Annotated in this window: 18 protein-coding genes, 2 pseudogenes and 1 riboswitch; of the genes and pseudogenes, 10 read left to right on the top strand and 10 right to left on the bottom strand. The window is 35.0% G+C overall.

Translation table 11 applies throughout. From position 1 onward, the window contains the following. Positions 1-49 precede the first annotated feature (49 nt). On the top strand, positions 50-220 hold the full coding sequence (locus AC0IXC_RS20930; RefSeq protein ID WP_336619607.1) for a DAK2 domain-containing protein: 171 nt from the start codon (positions 50-52) through the stop codon (positions 218-220). 98 nt (positions 221-318) lie between these two features. Here AC0IXC_RS20930 and AC0IXC_RS20925 read toward each other — a convergent pair whose 3' ends face one another. Continuing rightward, on the bottom strand, positions 319-870 hold the full coding sequence (locus AC0IXC_RS20925; RefSeq protein ID WP_215590839.1) for a DUF4352 domain-containing protein: 552 nt from the start codon (positions 868-870) through the stop codon (positions 319-321). A 305-nt stretch (positions 871-1,175) separates the two neighbouring features. Between AC0IXC_RS20925 and AC0IXC_RS20920 the strand changes: the two genes are divergently transcribed. After that, a complete protein-coding gene (locus AC0IXC_RS20920) occupies positions 1,176-1,565 on the top strand; it encodes a hypothetical protein (protein ID WP_060750949.1) in 390 nt (129 codons plus the stop codon). Between the two features lie 249 nt (positions 1,566-1,814). On the opposite strand, the gene AC0IXC_RS20915 is transcribed toward AC0IXC_RS20920, so the two are convergent. Further along, positions 1,815-2,021 (bottom strand): hypothetical protein, encoded by a 207-nt coding sequence (locus AC0IXC_RS20915; RefSeq protein ID WP_002035364.1) that lies wholly within the window; start codon positions 2,019-2,021, stop codon positions 1,815-1,817. A gap of 261 nt (positions 2,022-2,282) precedes the next feature. After that, positions 2,283-2,389: riboswitch (SAM riboswitch) on the top strand. 82 nt (positions 2,390-2,471) lie between these two features. On the opposite strand from AC0IXC_RS20915, the gene AC0IXC_RS20910 reads away from it, so the two are divergent. Both AC0IXC_RS20910 and AC0IXC_RS20905 read left to right on the top strand, forming a co-directional pair. Continuing rightward, positions 2,472-3,530: an LLM class flavin-dependent oxidoreductase gene (locus AC0IXC_RS20910; protein ID WP_215590840.1), complete on the top strand. Its 1,059-nt coding sequence runs from the start codon at positions 2,472-2,474 to the stop codon at positions 3,528-3,530. Further along, positions 3,523-4,479: an ATP-grasp domain-containing protein gene (locus AC0IXC_RS20905; RefSeq protein ID WP_215590841.1), complete on the top strand. Its 957-nt coding sequence runs from the start codon at positions 3,523-3,525 to the stop codon at positions 4,477-4,479. Before AC0IXC_RS20910 ends, AC0IXC_RS20905 begins: the two co-directional genes overlap by 8 nt. Before the next feature lie 391 nt (positions 4,480-4,870). Here AC0IXC_RS20905 and AC0IXC_RS20900 read toward each other — a convergent pair whose 3' ends face one another. Then, entirely contained in the window at positions 4,871-5,029 is a 159-nt protein-coding gene (locus tag AC0IXC_RS20900) for a Phr family secreted Rap phosphatase inhibitor (RefSeq protein ID WP_000732340.1), read from the bottom strand. Continuing rightward, on the bottom strand, positions 5,029-6,123 hold the full coding sequence (locus tag AC0IXC_RS20895) for a response regulator aspartate phosphatase (protein ID WP_471653225.1): 1,095 nt from the start codon (positions 6,121-6,123) through the stop codon (positions 5,029-5,031). Before AC0IXC_RS20895 ends, AC0IXC_RS20900 begins: the two co-directional genes overlap by 1 nt. 621 nt (positions 6,124-6,744) lie before the next feature. Between AC0IXC_RS20895 and AC0IXC_RS20890 the strand changes: the two genes are divergently transcribed. Continuing rightward, a complete protein-coding gene (locus AC0IXC_RS20890; protein ID WP_215588776.1) occupies positions 6,745-9,129 on the top strand; it encodes an immune inhibitor A domain-containing protein in 2,385 nt (794 codons plus the stop codon). Positions 9,130-9,767: 638 nt separating this feature from the next. Here the strand turns inward: AC0IXC_RS20890 and AC0IXC_RS20885 are convergent. Together AC0IXC_RS20885 and AC0IXC_RS20880 are read right to left on the bottom strand one after the other, a co-directional pair. Further along, complete coding sequence (locus AC0IXC_RS20885; protein ID WP_098635059.1) at positions 9,768-10,598, bottom strand: VanW family protein; 831 nt, start codon at positions 10,596-10,598, stop codon at positions 9,768-9,770. An 88-nt stretch (positions 10,599-10,686) separates the two neighbouring features. Further along, positions 10,687-10,890 (bottom strand): annotated as a pseudogene (locus AC0IXC_RS20880) (hypothetical protein); the annotation flags it as partial. 649 nt (positions 10,891-11,539) lie between these two features. Between AC0IXC_RS20880 and AC0IXC_RS20875 the strand changes: the two are divergent. The 3 genes from AC0IXC_RS20875 to AC0IXC_RS20865 all read left to right on the top strand — a co-directional run bounded on the left by AC0IXC_RS20875 (position 11,540) and on the right by AC0IXC_RS20865 (position 14,880). Continuing rightward, a complete protein-coding gene (locus AC0IXC_RS20875) occupies positions 11,540-13,279 on the top strand; it encodes an S-layer homology domain-containing protein (protein WP_471653224.1) in 1,740 nt (579 codons plus the stop codon). A 122-nt stretch (positions 13,280-13,401) separates the two neighbouring features. Further along, entirely contained in the window at positions 13,402-13,563 is a 162-nt protein-coding gene (locus AC0IXC_RS20870) for a hypothetical protein (RefSeq protein ID WP_471653223.1), read from the top strand. A gap of 549 nt (positions 13,564-14,112) precedes the next feature. Next, entirely contained in the window at positions 14,113-14,880 is a 768-nt protein-coding gene (locus tag AC0IXC_RS20865; protein WP_471653222.1) for an exosporium leader peptide-containing protein, read from the top strand. 272 nt (positions 14,881-15,152) lie between these two features. Here the strand turns inward: AC0IXC_RS20865 and AC0IXC_RS20860 are convergent, their stop codons facing one another. The 4 genes and pseudogenes from AC0IXC_RS20860 to AC0IXC_RS20845 all read right to left on the bottom strand — a co-directional run bounded on the left by AC0IXC_RS20860 (position 15,153) and on the right by AC0IXC_RS20845 (position 16,647). Then, on the bottom strand, positions 15,153-15,377 hold the full coding sequence (locus AC0IXC_RS20860; protein WP_002035172.1) for a hypothetical protein: 225 nt from the start codon (positions 15,375-15,377) through the stop codon (positions 15,153-15,155). A gap of 419 nt (positions 15,378-15,796) precedes the next feature. Next, a complete protein-coding gene (locus tag AC0IXC_RS20855) occupies positions 15,797-16,006 on the bottom strand; it encodes a glycine zipper domain-containing protein (RefSeq protein ID WP_000764047.1) in 210 nt (69 codons plus the stop codon). Positions 16,007-16,098: 92 nt separating this feature from the next. Continuing rightward, positions 16,099-16,332, bottom strand: a pseudogene (locus tag AC0IXC_RS20850) (DDE-type integrase/transposase/recombinase); the annotation flags it as partial. 114 nt (positions 16,333-16,446) lie between these two features. Further along, entirely contained in the window at positions 16,447-16,647 is a 201-nt protein-coding gene (locus AC0IXC_RS20845) for a DUF1657 domain-containing protein (protein ID WP_000218933.1), read from the bottom strand. 210 nt (positions 16,648-16,857) lie between these two features. On the opposite strand from AC0IXC_RS20845, the gene AC0IXC_RS20840 reads away from it, so the two are divergent. Continuing rightward, on the top strand, positions 16,858-18,084 hold the full coding sequence (locus tag AC0IXC_RS20840) for a phospholipase D-like domain-containing protein (RefSeq protein WP_215590845.1): 1,227 nt from the start codon (positions 16,858-16,860) through the stop codon (positions 18,082-18,084). 524 nt (positions 18,085-18,608) lie between these two features. Continuing rightward, entirely contained in the window at positions 18,609-18,809 is a 201-nt protein-coding gene (locus AC0IXC_RS20835) for a cold-shock protein (protein ID WP_060750964.1), read from the top strand. Positions 18,810-19,247: the final 438 nt, after the last annotated feature.

Here is a 19,247-nt window from a genome sequence, read left to right as displayed (position 1 = left end):
AAATACAATTTTATTTTCGTAAAAAGTAAATGAATTTATGTTTTCAGATATTTTAAACATAGTGAAAATCGCCTTTGAAAAAGGAGCAGAGTATACGAAAGAAATCGTAGCTCGTATGGGCCGCGCTGGTACAGTTGGTGAAAGAAGCTTAGGCTATCCAGATGCAGGTGCACATGCAATTGGGGTTATCTTTACGGAGATTGCGGGTAGTTTGAAATAGGAATTAGAAAGTCCCTCTGCCTTAAGGTGGAGGGAATTTTATATATTCTTCATTTGTATCTATATCAAATTTTTCAGCGCTTTTTGCTTATTTGAGACTTAGTTTTTTTGTGATTGCAGCTTATCGATTTTCCAGTGTGCTTCTAGAGATTCTAAAGAGCTTTCAATATAAAACATATATTCATCTGCGGTACTTGTTACTTCAAAAGCTATTTTTAATTCTACCGTTTCATTTGGTTTAACTTGTATATCAGAAGGGTTTTGGTCAAGCACCTTGCCTTCATAGGCCTTTCCGTCTTTTTCATCTTTTAAGTTATATTTTAATTCTGATAGTCCAATCATTTGACCTCGTACATTTTTTACAGAGACATTAACAACGACGGAATCGTTACTAGCATTTAAATATGCATTTTGAACGGTGGCCAAGTAATAGCCTCCCTTAACACTCTCACCAACTAATAAAATACCTTGTTCCAAGCGGCTCATATCTTCTTTTTCTTCAAAATTTATTAATTCTTCATTTTCATTTTTTGCGGTTGGTTCTTCTATTGGACCATTTTCAACGGCACTATCTTTTTTATCTTGTGTGCAAGCAGCCGTAACACTGGCTAATACTAGAATTAAAGTAAGTAATATGAATAATTTCTTCATAAAATTTATCTGTCTCCTTAAGTTTCTCAATTTTGTGCAACTATACATATAAGATTAACATAATGTCTCATTATTGGATCGAAATAGGGGGTCTTTTAGACACCTTATTCTTTTTACTTTTAATATACATTCGATTGGTTCTCTTCCATATTTTTCACGGTACTTGTTAATCTTTTGAATCATTAGCTTAGTAATACCAAGGGTTATTATAGATATATTAATCATATAATTTGTCCCTATCAAAATGAACGTTTCTTGCATCTAATATATTGTAAATATATTTTATTTTGAAAGGATGTGATTATATGGCTCATAAATCTACTGGAGTGTTTCGAGTTCCAGTTTCTGAAAATGGGATTATTCCAACTGCTCTCAACATTATGTTAAACAATGATTCACGCTGTCATACTAGTAATGTAACGATAAGTGTTAAGAGAAGTCGAAACATTTCTTTCCCGACTCAAAATGAGTTAGTTGAAATCTCTCGTACGTTTGTTTCTTTAGAACCAAACAGAACAACTAAGATTGTGTTGTTTACGCCAGAATTCGAAATAGAAGATTTTCTTGATGTCATCGTTAGTGGAAATAAAGATGATGTTAAGGATGTTCTTGTATATTCTTTCTTAGCAGATTCAGCAGGTCACAATCTGCCATCTACTGTTTTCAGAAATGCAGAATACACTTTTGCTTGCTGACACCGTGATGATGTATTCTTTACTGTCATATATCTGAAGGGAAATGTTAAATAGGAGTCGATTTAACTTTTATTTGGGTTCTCCAAAGAAGTCTGCTTTAGCTAAAAAAACAAGGAACCAACTAATAGGTTCCTTGTTTTTTTATTAATATGATTGGTGTATTTACTCTAGTTGTAGCGAAATCGTCCGTTGTTATCATTCCTACTGTATCATTAATAAACATCTGCATAATATGTAATTAGTATTATTTTATTCTTTAAATATCTCCGGTTTTTCAACTCTAAATGATTGCACCTCACCGCACTCTAAACAAAATGTGGTTAATAGTTTGGAACGTTTCCCTCCTGAAAAGAATCTACTAGATTCATCTTCACAAACATATGCATGATAAGCAGATCCAACTCTTCCTTCTTTAAATGTAGTAGAACCACAATTCTCGCATCGTTTATTTTTCATGTTACTAACACCTCTTTAGGTTGATATTTATTTTGGCGTATTCTCTATCTCCTTTACGATAGAAGTAAAGCAACTTGGTTATAAATGATGTTTTCGACATGATACAACATACCCCTTTATATATCCGCAAGTAAAACAACACCCTATAAATCTCTATAACAATATGATGTTTCATATATCATTTAATGTTTATCGGAAAAATAAGTATTAAAGTATTGAGTTTTATTATTCTGATGATTATAATAAATGGAAATCAAACAATTCTTATGTTGAGAAGTGGAGGGACGGGCCCTATGAAACTTCGGCAACCTCGTTTTAGACGAAAGGTGCCAAATCCTGCAGGTGAAAAAACACCTGAAAGATAAGAGCGGTTCACTTAGTCAAGAAGGCTACTCTTATTTCGATAAGAGTAGCTTTTTTTATGGCTAAAAGATAAAGGGGGAATAGGTAGTGGAGTATGGTTTTTGGTTGCCGATTTTTGGGGGATGGCTTCGAAATGTAGATGATGAATCTATGCCGCCTACGTTTGAGTATGCAAAACAAACAGCGCAAGCGGCAGAACAATTAGGTTTTTCAACAACACTTATAGCAGAATTAAATTTAAATGATATAAAAGGTGTTTCAGCACCAAGTTTAGAAGCGTGGACAACTGCGGCAGCACTTGCAGCAGTAACGGATAAATTAGAGATTATGACAGCTGTAAGACCTGGCTTCCACAATCCAGCAGTTACAGCGAAAATGGCAGCAAATATCGATCAATTAAGTAATGGCCGTTTTACATTGAATGTAGTTTCAGCATGGTGGGAAGAAGAAGCGAGACAGTACGGCGGGATATTTACCGCACATGATGAACGATATGATCGCACAGAGGAATTTGTAACAATTTTGAAGGAACTTTGGAAAGAAGAAGAGTTTTCTTATAAAGGGAACTTTTATGAGCTTCATCATACACATTTAAGTCCAAAACCTGTGCAGAAACAAGGCATTAAGATCTATGCAGGTGGTGAGAGTGAGCGAGGAAAAGAGGTCATTGTAAATCACGCGGATGCATATGTAATGCATGGCGGAACAGTGGAAGAAGTATTTGTGAAAATAGAAGATATGAAGAATCGTAGAAAGAAAGTCACAGAGGAGCCATTGCAGTCATTCGGGCTCGCGGCTTATGTCATTTGTCGTGATACAGAAGAAGAGGCGTTAGAAGAATGGAGACGTATAACGGATGTGAAAGACGATGCTCTAGGTTATGCGGGTTACCAAGATTTTATTAGTAAATCGCATTTGGAACAGCAAGTGAAGCTAAATGATTATTCCGTATCTAATCGCGGATTACGTCCTAATTTAATCGGAACACCAGAACAAATTGCAGAAAGGATACTTGCTTTTGAAAAAGTGGGTGTTACGTTATTACTTTTACAATTTTCACCGCAGCTTGAAGAGATGAAACGATTTTCTGAAAAAGTGATGCCGTTAGTTGAAGCAAAAAGAAAGGAATTGATTACAAATGAGTAAAATTTACATATTACATGAGAATAAGGAATGGACGGATCATTTAGTGAAAAGATTGGAAGAACTGGAGTTACCTTATGAGGAATGGTTTTTAGATGAAGGAACAATTTCGTTAGAACAAGAACCTCCCCAAGGTGTTTTTTATAGCCGTATGAGTGCCTCTTCACATACGAGAGGGCATCGATATGCACCTGAATTGACTGAAGGGGTTCTTGCTTGGCTAGAGGGATACGGACGAACAGTATTTAATGGGTCTCGAGCGTTACGTCTTGAAGTAAGTAAATTGAATCAATATGCAGCATTAAGAAATTTTGGGATACAAGTGCCGAAAACAATTGGTGCTGTTGGCCGTGATAATATAGTAAAAGCAGCAAGGGAGTTAGGGGAAGTACCGTTCATTACAAAGCATAACCGTGCAGGTAAAGGCCTTGGTGTTCAACTGTTTCATTCCATTGATGCTTTAGAACAATATTTGGATGGTCCGACATTTGAAGAACCTATTGATGGAATTACTTTAATCCAGCAATATATTGAAGCGCCAGAACCATATATTACACGTTGTGAGTTTGTAGGCGGTCAGTTTGTATATGCAGTTAAAGTAGATACATCAGAAGGATTTGAGCTTTGCCCGGCAGATGTATGCTCTATTCAAGATGCTTTTTGCCCAGTAGGAGAAGAGAGTAAGAAAGAGTCGTCAACAAAATTTGAAATTATATCGGACTTCCAAGAGCCAATTATTGAAAAGTACAAAGAGTTTTTGAAAGAAAATAAAATTACCGTTGCTGGTATTGAATTTATTCGCAGTTCGGATGGAACAATTTATACGTATGATATTAATACAAACACAAACTATAATTCTGACGCAGAGTCTGTAGCGAATCAATTTGGTATGCTTGAGCTTGCTAAATTCCTTGGAATAGAATTAGAAAAACAAGTAGAGTCAGTTAAATAACGTTGATTAAAAAATAAGGTTCTGGTGCAAATATAGGAAAAAAGAAGAGATAGCACATCTTATCGGTGAAAGATCGTTCGGTAGAGGAGCTGTAGTTGGTGGGAAAAGTTTAGGATACCCTGATGCAGGTTGGGGTTATCTTAACGGAGATTTCGGGTAGTTTGAAATGAAAATTAGAAAATCCTCTCTACCTTAAGGTGGAGGGGTTTTTAAATTTAGTGAAATGGTATATTAATGTGGCTTAGAAGCAAATAATTTCGGCGCAGAGTTTAAGGTTAAATGGGCTGAAGTTAATAAGTAGTCTGCTATATGTTGTTTAAGAAAGGGCACCCCATTGAGGTAGTGCCCTTTTCGTAATTAATGATGTTAACGGATAAAAAAACTCTTTATATTACCAGGAGTCACCGTGACTGGATTGCATGTACATAATTGTACTAGATTTAGTCGAATTAACCTGTTCTTTAGAATCTGATTGTGAAGGGAATGCTAACCCTATAGATAAAACAGCTGAAAGTGCTAAGCCTAAAATCGTTCCAAAAAGTTTTTTCATTATTTTAACGCTCCTTTTTCGAAAGTTTTTTCTTTAGCTTGATGACTAATATAAAAGTATTTACTAGCTTTTACAGTGTCGCTTTCTTCGTAAAACTTGATTGCTAATTTTTCAGTGTATTCTTGTGTGTAATTATAGAGTTGTTGTGTGTCGAAAAATGAGATAGCTTCCAAAGATAATTCTTCGAGAATAACAGCTGGAACACCTTTATTCATACAATCTAAAAGTTTGAAATGATATAGGTATTCTTTATTGTCTAATTGCTCGCAGATCGCCAATCCTCGTTCGATCAACTCGGCCGATTGATTAACTTCACCGAGTTTGAAATGTTCTCTAGCTTCAAGGAAAAGGGCTTTAAAATGCTCCGGAGTTTTAGTTGTTACTTCTGATAAGTGTCGGATTGCTAAAGTGGATAGGTTTTGGCTACTATATAAAAACCCTAAATTATTACGGACTCTTAATATTAGGGAATCCTCATTATTTTTACGTAAAAAATCTATTGCAGAATTAAATTTTTCTTCTGCTACAGGGAATTGTTTTATATCAATACATGCTAAACCGTATAAGTTCTCACACGCGGCAACATTATTTTCATAACCATTATGTTTAGAGAAAATCTCTTTAGCTTTAGTCACATGTTGAATTGCTAATAGAGGTTGATAGGTATGAAGATAGAAGTTAGCAAAACGATAGCTAAACTCGGCTATTTCAAGATCGTCATGAATATGTTGTAATAGCGTTTCGGCTTGTTCGTAGTTTTCCCAGGCTTCATTGTTGTTTGAAATTAGTGTGGCGTGAATCCCTTTGAAAAAGTGATAATAATAAGACAACGATTCATTTTTTGGTATATTCAGTGAATCAATTGCCTGGAAGCTTGTTGGTGTAATGCTTAAATGATCAAGCAGAACTTTAAAGCGAAAAGTAAGAAGTGAGTAATGGAATAGTAAATTTGAATCTTCATTAATACTATTTATGTATTTATCAATTTCGTCTTTTAAGTGTTTTGCTTCTTTTAGGTGCTGGGCACGTATCTCTTGATACCAATTATTTAAAAGTTGTGTGATCATATCTTTTGTTTTTAGGTGACTTACCATAATTCTCCCCGCTTTCTACTATATTTATTTGTATATTGGTATGTATATACTAGCAAGAAATTAAGTGTGATAGAGTGATATATTGAAAGAAAAAAACTTTTTCAATAATTTTCTGATAATTTAAAAGGTAATTAGAATATAAATAGAAAAAGAATTCAATCGGATTCCTTAGGTGGTGATCATTTACTTATTGCAAAAAAAAATAAGTGAATCGAGCGAATATGACTATTGCACTTAAAATAAATAACAGCCTTTTTGTAAAGTGAATCTACATAAACTGATTCGAAATTTTATAAGAATCCATATGGAAAGCATTCATTCAAATAACAAACAGCCCGAGTTCCAATGAGGAACTTGGGCTGTTTGTTATTTCCTTTCCTTTCCTAGCACTACTCTATCGCCATCAAAACAAAAGAACGAGTGATCCCACTTTATGGTTATGTGTAAAACATAAACTAGTAGAAGTTTTGTATTTTCTTATCCTACGTATCCCACCCTGCACAAAAAAATATTTCTCAACATTTTATCTATTGAAAAATATTGAATATTCTTATTATAAAGAATATTATGTTGCTATCGGCAAAAAAAACGATAATTCGCAGACACTGGGGAGGAAATGCATTGAAAAAGAATAAGAAGTTAAAACCATTATCAGTTTTAGCAACAGCAGCAGTACTAAGTAGTAGTTTTGCTTTTGGAAGTCATGCAGCGTATGCTGATTCGCCATCATCTCTACCAATAGATGAGCATTTAATACCGGAGGAGCGTTTGGCAGAAGCGCTAAAACAACGGGGCGTAATTGATCAATCTGCATCACAAGCTGAGACGTCAAAGGCTGTCGAGAAATATGTTGAGAAAAAGAAAGGGGAAAACCCTGGTAAAGAAATCTTGACAGGAGATAGTCTTACGCAAGAAGCTTCTGATTTTATGAAAAAAGTAAAAGATGCAAAAATGAAGGAAAATGAACAGGCGCAGCAGCCAACAGTAGGGCCAGTAGCTGGACAAGGTGCAGGATTGAATTCTAGTAAATTAAATGGAAAAGTACCTACTGCACCAGCGAAGCAAGAAGAGTACAACGGTGCTGTTCGAAAAGATAAAGTACTTGTTTTACTTGTAGAATTTAGCGATTTTAAGCATAACAATATTGATCAAGAGCCAGGATACATGTATTCTAAGGACTTCAATCGTGAACATTATCAAAAAATGTTATTTGGTGATGAACCATTTACGTTATTTGATGGATCGAAGATTAACACATTTAAACAATATTATGAAGAACAATCTGGCGGCAGCTATACAGTTGATGGAACTGTAACGGAATGGCTTACTGTTCCAGGGAAAGCTTCAGATTACGGTTCGGATGCAGGAACTGGCCATGATAATAAGGGTCCTTTAGGGCCACGTGATTTTGTGAAAGAAGCATTAAAAGCAGCGGTAGCAAAAGGAATTAATTTAGCAGATTATGATCAATTTGATCAATACGATCAAAATGGTGATGGAAATAAAAACGAGCCAGATGGCATTATTGATCATTTAATGGTTGTACATGCTGGCGTTGGTCAAGAAGCTGGCGGCGGTAAATTGAAAGATGATGCGATTTGGTCTCATCGTTCAAAACTTGGATCAAAACCATATGCGATTGATGGCACAAAATCTTCTGTTTCGAATTGGGGCGGAAAGATGGCTGCATACGATTATACAATCGAGCCTGAAGATGGAGCAGTTGGTGTGTTTGCGCATGAGTATGGTCATGATTTAGGCTTACCAGATGAGTACGATACAAAGTATTCAGGACAAGGTGAACCTGTTGAGTCATGGTCTATTATGAGCGGCGGTAGCTGGGCTGGGAAAATTGCAGGAACAGAGCCAACAAGTTTCTCACCACAAAATAAAGAGTTTTTCCAAAAGAATATGAAGGGCAACTGGGCGAATATCGTTGAGGTAGATTATGATAAACTTCGCACGGGAGTCGGTGTTGCAACATATTTAGATCAAAGTGTTACAAAATCAAAACGACCAGGAATCGTTCGTGTTAACTTACCAGACAAAGATATTAAAAATATTGAGTCAGCATTTGGTAAGAAGTTTTATTACAGTACAAAAGGAAATGACATTCATACAACACTTGAGACACCAGTATTTGACTTAACAAATGCAAAGGATGCTAAGTTCGATTATAAGGCATTCTATGAACTTGAAGCGAAGTATGATTTCCTTGACGTATATGCGATTGCAGAAGATGGAACGAAGACACGTATTGATAGAATGGGCGAAAAAGATGTAAAAGGCGGCGTGGATACAACTGATGGTAAGTGGGTTGATAAATCATACGATTTAAGCCAATTCAAAGGGAAAAAAGTAAAACTGCAATTTGAGTATTTAACAGATATTGCAGTAGCTTATAAAGGATTTGCGTTAGATAATGCTGCATTAACTGTAGATGGCAAAGTTGTTTTCTCAGATGATGCAGAAGGCGGGCCAGCAATGACGTTAAAAGGATTTACTGTATCTAACGGATTGGAACAGAAAAAAAATAACTACTACGTAGAGTGGAGAAATTACGCTGGTTCTGACACGGCGTTAAAACATGCGCGTGGTCCAGTCTTTAATACAGGAATGGTTGTATGGTATGCGGATCAAAGCTTTACAGATAACTGGGTAGGTGTTCATCCAGGTGAAGGATTCTTAGGAGTAGTAGATTCTCATCCAGAGGCAATCGTAGGTACATTAAACGGACAACCGACTGTGAAGAGCAGTACGCGTTATCAAATTGCCGATGCGGCATTCTCATTTGATCAAGCGCCAGCATGGAGAGTAGATTCGCCAACTCGCGGTATCTTTGACTATAAAGGATTACCAGGCGTTGCAAAATTTGATGATTCTAAGCAGTACATCAACAGCGCTATTCCAGATGCAGGACGTAAGTTGCCGAAACTAGGATTGAAGTTTGAAGTAGTAGGTCAAGCTGAAGACAAATCTGCAGGTGCAGTTTGGATTCATCGATAGAATAAGGTGAAACTATGAGAGCTGTCCATAAGTTGGTGAAACTGACTTATGGACAGCTCTTTTCTTATTCTAGAAACGTGGCAGTTTAGTTTAGGAACCAGTTCATTGGAAAGGAAGATATAAAATTTATTTTCAATAAAAACGAGAAATGATATCTCTAGAAAATTTCCTTTTCCTTCCATATTCGAGGTATAAAACAAAGGGAGAAAGTCAGTAGCGGTCCTGTTATATTCTGCATAGCAGCGATTTATATGTCGAGAAATCAAAATAGATTTATGTAGCATGCCGCTTTAGTTTTAAAAGTAGAAATAAATCAATAAATTACAATATAGCATGATTAAAATTAATTGAAATGCATGAGCAAAAATACATTCTCATACGAAATTTTTATTAAATTACAAAATACTTATCAGATTTGATTGTAAGAAATGATAAGTATAATTGATTTTTTATGATGTACAGAAAAAATTAATTATCACATCCCTTTATTTTCACACTAGAACCTAAAAAGAGGTTCTGTTACAAAGTTTTTTAACAAGAAAAAGTTATGTTGCAAAAAGGGTTGTGCCTATTAATTATATGAAGAGAGGCATGTAGTGTGTTACTAGACAAAAATACTTGATACACCAATGTTACCTTCACTCACCCTCCTCAGTATTATAAGCTAATAGTGGTTCGTACATCATTATAGCGTGATTCTCCGTTACATATTGGTCTTCTATAAACTGTTTCTGTTGAGTATATACTTTACGTTGAATAACATTATGTCGTATATAACCACCCCAGTATGCAGATTGGATTGAGTGTTCTTTTTCATATACTTCATATTGATAAAGCTGCGGATGGGCAATTCTCCACTCACCGACTAAATGCTTATCTGTAATATAAAGGTGAAGTTGATACGATTGGTCCGTTTCATTTTTGATTTGTAAATCCAAATAATTATAAGAACAAGTCGCTCCACTTCCAAATGGTTGGGTCCGCTTGGAATCAGGAAAGACATCAAAACTATGACGATATCGCTCTGTTACTGTCAATGGTGTATGTAAGGTCATCCAATATATTAAATTTGAAAGCTGACAAAGCCCTCCTCCAATGCCTGCTTGAAAAGATCCATAGTGTAGTATCATGCCCTCTACATACCCTTTTCTTCTCGTAGGCTTACCTATTAAACGCCAGTAAGAGAATGTTTCTCCCGGTCTAATGACGATACCATTTAGTTGTTTAATAGCAATCTTCAAATTAACAACTTTATTCTGTTGATACCACATATCTACATCTTTGAGCTTACGAAGTAGTATCGTTCGATGCTGAATCGCTGTATAGGGTAACTTTTCTTGTTGAAACGTTTTTGCATATGTTTTTCCATCTGCTAACCACTGAATGTACCTCTTTGTAGAGTAATACCATGTCCCTAGTAGAATGCGATACTTAGACCGCTGTTTAGGACGTAAGTTCACTAAATTCATTTTATTTCCTCTCTCCATCGTTTTCATATGTTATCATTTCCGTAATTACGATCCCAATCAATTGTCTTATTAATGCCTTTGAATTTACCCAAGTTTTCCCGCACAGAACTGTAATATTAATTGTCGCATTCTCTCGTTTTTTAACTACATTCTTATATGTATATCCATCAATAAATTGTACTTTTCTTAGCTGCATAGTAATTAACATAAATAGATAAGAGACGCAAAAAAACAGTATAATTAATCTAATGGGGACCTTGTTTTTTCCATTTTTCGAATTGCTTATAGTCATGTGAAACTCTGCCTCAATATGATAAATTCAAATAAACACATTATAAATATAAAGGATAACCTTAAATAAAGAATAATGAAAATTAAAGAAATTCTAAAGAATCAATATATTTTTACTAAATATTGATTGATAATAAGTTGTTTTTGAGACTTTACTAGGTTCTGTTGCAAAGTTTCTTAGCAAATAAAAAGTTAAGTTAATTACAATGAATCATGTTAAAAGGTATGTTCTCAGGATTATATTGTGATTTTAATGGAGATAGCATTGTTTTTTAGGCTACATTTTAGCGAAATAAAAGCTCAAAAAGCGATATGTATATTTACAATGTTACATTAGTATTTTTCTTTTTATTTATCCCGCTATTTGTGGGCAGTAAAACTCCCACCTTAAAATGCGGCTGGAGCAAAGAAGTTAGGTGGGAGATCAACTGCCCGTAAACCCCCACTGATTATTAGCCTTCACTTTATATATTCGCAAGTAAAATAGCATAATATCAGTATGAATCCCTATAGTGATATGAATTTTTGCATATTTTGAAATTCAGTATATCCTCCGAAAAGTTTTGATTGTATAATGTGTTTTGTTATATTATTTTAGATTTTTCGACAAAAAACAACAAAAAATAGAAGACGTATTGGGAGAATGCATTATGTACACAAAACTATTAAAATCAATTACATCATTATCACTTATTGGTGGTGCGTTATTATATACAAATGGCAGTGATGTGAAAGCTGCGGAAGCGGGCGTTTTTTCTGATGTACCAATATCGCACTGGTCCTATCCTGCGATTAAAGACTTAGCGAGTAAAAATATTATTTCAGGTTATGGAAATGGGATGTTTGGTTTTGGTGATGTTGCGACGAGGGAGCAAGTTGCAGCTTTAATTTATCGTGTGTTAGTACCGAATAAGCAAGGCGGTACGTTTAGTAATGATGGTGCTCGTTATGTATTACAAGATGGGTCTACTTTAAATAATCCGTATGGAGATATTCGCTCAGGTTCTACAATGTTTCCGGAAGAGGTTTTAACGTTAACGAAATTGGGGATTTTTAAAGGTGATGGAAATGGCGGTTTTAGACCGAAAGATTCTGTTAGTCGCGCAGAAATGGCGCAAATTATTAAAAATGCGTTCCAAGTTTCAGCTAAACAAAAACATACATTTAATGATGTTCCAAATGGATTTTGGGCAGAAAATGCGATTAGTGCGGTGCAGTCAAACGGGATTGCATCTGGTACAGGAGACGGGAAATTTGAACCAGCTAAAACGGTAACGCGTGAACAGTATGCACAGTTTTTATATAATGCATTGAAATATAAAAAGCCTGAGGTTGCGGTGCAAGATACAGGAGATGCGGCATTATTAGCAGTATTCAAAAATGAAGTACAAACGCGTATTAATACGTATGAAACGAATATTACACTTCCATATAAAACGAAAAACAGTAATACAAAAGAAGTGATGAATACACTTTTCACCGCATATAAAGAAGTCGCAAGTAAAAATGAGTATACAAATTATAATAGATCGAATGTTTCATACTCACTATCTGGATCGCCAGGGAATTATACGTTTACGCTAAATATTACATATCGTGAAACGAAAGAACAAACAGAATATGTGATGAAACAAGCGAAAGCGATCGTTTCTTCTATTATTCAAGTCGGGATGGATGATCATGAAAAAGTGAAGGCGATTCATGATTATGTTGTAAAACATGTTTCTTACGATACGTCTTATAAAGCGTATACAGCATATGAGGCACTCGCGAATCGTTCTGCCGTTTGCCAAGGTTACACACTATTAACCTATCAATTATTAAAAGAAGCTGGAATTGAGAATCATTTTGTAGTAGGAACTGGAGACGGTCAGCCTCATGCTTGGAATTTAGTGAAAATCGATAACAAGTGGTACCATCTTGATACAACATTTGATGATCCAGTGCCAGATGAACAAGGCCGCGTAACATATTCTTATTTCAACTTATCTGACGAGCAAATTGCAAGAAATCATGAGTGGAACCGCGTGGACTATTCGCAAGCTACAACAAACTATTATAGTACATTAACAAATAAAATTGCGACAGGTGGTACGAAAGCACCTGCATATCAGCAAATATTGAAAGATACAAAGTTAAATTATTTAGGAAATGAATATATCGCAAATAACTATAATGAATTCAAAAATAAAATGCAGCAGCGTTATAGCACAAAGTCAGCAAAGATTGAAATTCTTTATAAACAATCAATGGATGGCGCATTGCAAGATGTGAAAAAAGTAATTGGAGAAATCGGTTATCCGCAAGGAGCGAACCGTGTTTCTTATAAAGCTGAGCCGTATAATGCGAAAGAAGGGTATTCTTTGGTGACGATTACGTTTATGTATTGATAATGAAAAAAGCATCTATTTCAGATGCTTTTTTATTATTTTAGTTCGACATAATGTGATAACGGAACATAATTGCATCTGTTATGATAACTTTTGAAATTTTACATTTTGGAGGATTAGCAATGGACAAAAAGAAGATTTTTGCTGTGTTAATAGGAATCGTGGTTTTACTTGCTTTTGTTATCTATCCAGGCGTCCCAGACAAACGTGTTCCTCTAAAAAATAAACTTGCAGTAATCCTTCTATTTATTGTTATATCTGGTTTAATTTCCTTGTATATATAATTAAAACAAGTACTTATCAAGTAACGTTAAGGTAGGTAGAGAAGTATATATATCTACTTTTCTACCTATGCGTAGTTTAGTAAAAAACCTCACAAACACTTCCACTGCGGCTTCTCCTTCACGATAATTACTTACTAATTCTTTTGGCTTAATATATAAGATATACAGTATGAATTATATTGATATGTTACGCCGTTCAAAAAAATCTGCTTTATAGAGCGTGCCCCATGCCCATCAAGCTAAAAATTTAGAATTACTCCAAAACGAAAAAATGAACTTTTTGTCTCGTTAGAAGAACATGCTGCTAATCCCATAAATAAAGCGCAACAAATAAGTGTTTTTAATAGTTTATTGTTCATAATATGTATCCCCCAGTGTGTAAAATGTTAGATTTCCTGAACTAACATAACAAATGTGGTTACAACTATTTTGTTATGTTTTGTCGAATGAAAATAAAAAAAGAGAAATTAAGCTTATATGAAGATCATTTATCTAGTATTGAGCATTTAATAATTATGATAAGTACAAGCATCGTAAGGAGGTGTGTACATGAATGAAAAAAATGAGTTTTTGAGTGGAGCAGCATTTGATCCAAATTTACTGGGTCCTACATTACCACCTATTCCACCATTTACTTTACCTACAGGACCTACTGGTCCGACTGGGATTACAGGAGAAACCGGACCGATGGGAACAACAGGACCTCCTGGGCCAACAGGAGGACCTGGAATCACAGGCCCAACCGGAATTACCGGACCAACAGGAGCAACAGGAGCAACAGGGGAAACAGGAGCAACAGGAGCAACAGGAGCAACAGGAGCAACAGGAGCAACAGGAGCAACTGGGACAACTGGGGAAACAGGAGCAACAGGAGCAACTGGGGAAACAGGAGCAACTGGAACACTCTCAACTGCTAGTGCTAGTGTTATAACAATTACATCACAAACTCTTACTAATCTTGCTCTAGTCAATTTTAGCACTGGAGCTGTTATATTAAACAATGTTTTATTTGATGGAATTTCCACATTTACAATTCAAGTGCCTGGTATTTATTATTTTATTGGTGCACTAATGACTTCTGCAAATCAAGCAGGACCTGTTGGAGTAACTATATCTCTTAATAATCTTCCTCCAGGATTGGATGGAGTAAATTATGGAACTGCAGCAGGCCAAGAAGTTGTTGCTTTTGGATTTCTTCAAGTCGTTGCTGGGGATACAATTACTCTTAATAATGTTAGTGGGCAGTCAATTACGATAGGAGGTAATACAGGTAGTAATCAACCAGCCGCTCGATTGTCTTTTTTCAAAATCTCATAAGACTTAATTTTGTATAGGTTTAGAGATACATTGACTGCTGATAATGAGAATTATGTAAATGAGCTGTCCATATGGGCAGCTTATTTTATTTTTTGTTTAGCCTGGTTTTTTTCGGAAATGCTGGCGGTACCCCATTGCCATCAAGCTAAGATTTTAAAGTACCCCCTAAATGGAATTTTTTTATAGCACCGAAGTTCATTTTTATGATTTTTGGGGAAGAATGTGCTTCTTAACTTGATACCGCAAAAAAACAAACAGGAATGACTATTAAGTCATTCCTGTTCCTTAAAGAAACCTTCTATGGTACTAGTAACTTCCTTGAATGCTTCACCTTGGACACTAGAAATTGATAATCCTCCAATTATATTTTTCCACTGTGAATTTACACTATCCCAGTTATCATCCCAGTTTTCAGTAATATGCTTATAAGCTTTAAAAGGTTTATCACGACTTGGTGAAACATATTTTAAAGCATCTATCAACTCTACAAACTCCAAAACACTTCAGGCCCTTCTTTTAGAATTGGAGTTACCTCTTCGTTTCGAGATAAAACTTCCATTTAGGTGGTGCTATTAAATTTAAAAAGCTAAAACAAGCATAACCCCGTTCTAAATTTAGGACGGGGTTAAAATATAGTTGTTTAATTTCCGATATAAGATACTTCACTGTACTCAAAAATATAACAATAAAGTCGATTGATAATCTAAGGTTTATTCAGCAATAGCGCCCGATTGCGGAAGACCAAGAAAATGATTATGATTGCTGCTTATAGCTTGTTGAACTAACGCACACGTTACTTTAAGTGAATTGATTCACAATCTTACTGGGAATTTACCTAAAAAAGCTGAATTAACTTAATAAAAAAAAGGACTCCCTTTTGGGAATCCAATTCATTCAGTGTCACTTTGGTTAAAGTCTAATCTTCTCGGTTCGCAACACTGTCATTAGCCTCATCGGCACCTTCGCCGACTTTGTTACCCATCGCTCCTCCTGCAACAGCTCCTGCAACGGTACCAAGTGGACCAAGAACAGAACCCAAAGCAGCTCCAGCGACAGCACCGACACCAGTTCCTACCGCTTCGCCAGTATCATTATCAACACGGTTACGTTCGTTTTTATCAGCCATTCATCTCACTCCTTATTTAGAATAGGCAAGTGCATTCCAGCACAATACCTTACATATTTTGACCTATAAGGACAGATTTATGCGAAGTGTTAGAATCCTGAGGATTTAGCAAACCGGCGCTTTACATAGCGATGATCTTGTTCTATGTAATTATTGAAATGTTTGATTGTAGAATGAGTAGTACTTTTATAAAAGTCATTCACCTTTAATTTTTTGAGTGAACAAAGTAAAGAAAGGGCCTTATCTGTTGTCAGAACCGTTGGTTCTCCAAAAGTTTGAACGAGTCGTTTCATAAAAGCATACGCAGATTGTGTATTCCGTTTCTTAAGTTGATGGGCATATGGCGATATCCTTTAATCGTAATCAGCATTATGATAATCGTTATTTAAGCTGGGCACTCTTCCATGGGGACGATATTCTATGTGAAAGGTATTATGTTATTACTTGTACTGAGGCTCTTCATGTTCAATTTGTTGAAGACGAGGATTTAAAGATTCAATAATTTCTTGAGTTTGTTGTGCTGCACCTTTATATAATTGTTTTGCTTGCTTGTTATCAGTATCAAGAACAAATCCTTCTAGGCATGCTTGAGCACTCTTTAATCCAGCGATAGTTTGTTTAAGTTTAGTACTTACTGTCATGTAGTATTCCTCCTTGTAAATGTACTTCAAAATATAGAATGCCTATTTTGTTATCATAGTACGATTTCCAATTTTAGGGATATGTGAATGAGAAATTTTATAGTTAATCATTCAAAGGAGAATTTTTTAGCTAATAGATGTATGGAATAGTTTTGTCCCAATAACAAAAACTAACAGAAATAAAACGATAATATATAAAGGAGATTAAATATGCTGAAAAAGATAGGAAGAATTTTCCGAGTATTCCTCTTTTTATTTATCGGTGGATGTTTAGTTCTGTTTGTTTGGGGGGAAATTGACAGAACAATAGCCGAAAAAAATGGGGTATTTAGCCAGAATTCTAGTCAATACCCTATGCGTCAAAGTGATATTACTATGTATACAGATGGGAAACAGTTAAACAATCAATTATTCTCAGATATAGAGAAAGCAAAGCATTACGTGCATATTAACTTTTTTTCTATTGCTGATGATAAAGTAAGTCATCAGTTTCTAGAGCTATTGCGGAAAAAAAGTCAGGAAGGTGTAGAAGTATACTATGCAGTGGACAGGTTAGGTGGAATTTTACTAAAGAAAAAGGAAAGAGAATTATTAGTTAAAAAAGGAGTTCATTTTACATATTACAATAAACCTGTTTTCCCTTATCTTTTTTCTTCTTTGGATCATCGGAATCATCGTCGTATTTCAGTTATTGATGGAAAGGTTGGTTACATTGGCGGATTCAACATCGGAAAGAAGTATTTGGGGGAAAAAGAAAAACTTGGTTATTGGAGAGATTATCATCTTCAAATACGAGGAGAAGGAGTTCAAGATTTAGAACACCAATTTGTATTAGACTGGAATAAAAACTCAGAGAAACCGATTCCGATACACAATGCGGTAAAGGAAAAGGGAGCAACCTCGCAACGATTTACTGCATATTATAGTGGAAAAAAACTTGGGCAAGATTATGCAATGTTGTTTCAACAAGCAAAAGAATCCATCATTATATTAACACCTTATTTTATACCAAAAGACAGAACTATTTGGAACGCATTAGTAGATGCAAGAAAGAGGGGAGTCCGTGTCAAAATTCTATTCTCACCTCATTCGGATGCACTATTAGTTAAAGAAGCAGCATATCCATATATCCGAAAAGCATTAAAACAGGGGATGGAAGTATATGGTTATAAAAATGGGGTGTTACACGGTAAAGTATTTTTGATTGATGAAAAAGTATTGATGGTTGGGACCGTGAATTTTGATTCACGCTCGTTTCATTTAAATGAAGAAATGAACTGTTATATTCATGACCCTATCTATATTTCGAGAATAAAACCAGTGATTAATGCAGACTTACAAAATTCAAAGCAAGTAACATCCTCTGATGTAAATCAATTATCTATAAAAGAAAAAATGAAAGAAAAGGTTGCAAAAATGTTTGAGTATTATTTGTAAAGACAAAGTATTTTTATATTAGGGATAGTTTCACATTGCCATCAAGATAAGAAATGCAAATACCCCATATCCATCAAGCTAACAAGGACGAGTTACTCCAAAACGATAAAAACGATCAACATGCATCAAAAAAACCACGCTAAGAAAAAATACAATAAGCTGTCCATATGGACAGCTCATTTACATAATTACCGTTATCAGAAGTAAAATTTAACTCGAAAATAGCTAATTTTATCAGTTGTTGAATGTCTGAAGAAAATCAAACCAATGATATTGTTGAGATCCTTTGGCAATTTCTTGCTGTGATGACTATCATAGTGACTTTTTCTCCAGCAACAACTATTAGTAGCTAATTACCATAAGGACTTATTTTTGAAATTTGCTATTTTTTAGAAAGTATGTTAATTTAAGAAAGACCTATTTTTGTTCGGTTTGAGATTAAGAATAAATTTTGTTTTTTGTCTAAGGTATTTGAGCAAGGATAGTAACATATGTGTGGGTATCCACACTAGGAGGCAACAATTATGGAACAAGGTAAAGTAAAATGGTTTAATGCAGAAAAAGGTTTTGGATTCATCGAGCGTGAAGGTGGAGAAGACGTATTCGTACATTTCTCAGCTATCCAAATCGACGGTTTCAAATCTTTAGACGAAGGACAAAGTGTAACATTTGAAGTAGAAAAAGGACAACGTGGCCTACAAGCTACTAATGTTCAAAAAGCTTAATATTAGCTGATGAAAGACCCTCTTGCAGGGTCTTTTTTTTATTTTTTTACAATATTCCGAATACAACTTTTTTAAGGGGATTTGGGGTGCTTAACTTTTAATGAAAAAGAAGATGTTAGAAATCATAGTTTTAGCATAATGGGCTTTTTATTTTAGTTATCTTGCAATTATATTAGGAATACCAAAAAACGGATTATATATAGTCGTAGGATTTTCAATCTTATTTGTTGGTGGAATTTTGATTGTGCATCTATTTTAAAATAAGAATAAAAATGGAAAAAAATTTTGTTTGATTGTATATCTCATACACGTCTAGTTAACATAACGTCTCATTATCAGTAGCAAGAATAAGGAGGAACCCTAATCTCATAAGTAAATCTCCTTTTTTTGTTCTATGGATCTATGCATTTTTTTATACATTCCTATCCTGGCATGGTT

Source organism: Bacillus sp. AC266 (assembly GCF_979253805.1).
This window is presented reverse-complemented; position numbering and strand designations above follow the sequence as displayed.

Bases quoted from the DNA above. Each gene is read 5' to 3' on its own strand.
- AC0IXC_RS20925 (WP_215590839.1), bottom strand. From the start codon at position 870: ATGAAGAAATTATTCATATTACTTACTTTAATTCTAGTATTAGCCAGT.
- AC0IXC_RS20920 (WP_060750949.1), top strand. From the start codon at position 1,176: ATGGCTCATAAATCTACTGGAGTGTTTCGAGTTCCAGTTTCTGAAAAT.
- AC0IXC_RS20915 (WP_002035364.1), bottom strand. From the start codon at position 2,021: ATGAAAAATAAACGATGCGAGAATTGTGGTTCTACTACATTTAAAGAA.
- AC0IXC_RS20905 (WP_215590841.1), top strand. From the start codon at position 3,523: ATGAGTAAAATTTACATATTACATGAGAATAAGGAATGGACGGATCAT.
- AC0IXC_RS20900 (WP_000732340.1), bottom strand. From the start codon at position 5,029: ATGAAAAAACTTTTTGGAACGATTTTAGGCTTAGCACTTTCAGCTGTT.
- AC0IXC_RS20895 (WP_471653225.1), bottom strand. From the start codon at position 6,123: ATGGTAAGTCACCTAAAAACAAAAGATATGATCACACAACTTTTAAAT.
- AC0IXC_RS20885 (WP_098635059.1), bottom strand. From the start codon at position 10,598: ATGAATTTAGTGAACTTACGTCCTAAACAGCGGTCTAAGTATCGCATT.
- AC0IXC_RS20875 (WP_471653224.1), top strand. From the start codon at position 11,540: ATGTACACAAAACTATTAAAATCAATTACATCATTATCACTTATTGGT.
- AC0IXC_RS20870 (WP_471653223.1), top strand. From the start codon at position 13,402: ATGGACAAAAAGAAGATTTTTGCTGTGTTAATAGGAATCGTGGTTTTA.
- AC0IXC_RS20865 (WP_471653222.1), top strand. From the start codon at position 14,113: ATGAATGAAAAAAATGAGTTTTTGAGTGGAGCAGCATTTGATCCAAAT.
- AC0IXC_RS20855 (WP_000764047.1), bottom strand. From the start codon at position 16,006: ATGGCTGATAAAAACGAACGTAACCGTGTTGATAATGATACTGGCGAA.
- AC0IXC_RS20845 (WP_000218933.1), bottom strand. From the start codon at position 16,647: ATGACAGTAAGTACTAAACTTAAACAAACTATCGCTGGATTAAAGAGT.
- AC0IXC_RS20840 (WP_215590845.1), top strand. From the start codon at position 16,858: ATGCTGAAAAAGATAGGAAGAATTTTCCGAGTATTCCTCTTTTTATTT.
- AC0IXC_RS20835 (WP_060750964.1), top strand. From the start codon at position 18,609: ATGGAACAAGGTAAAGTAAAATGGTTTAATGCAGAAAAAGGTTTTGGA.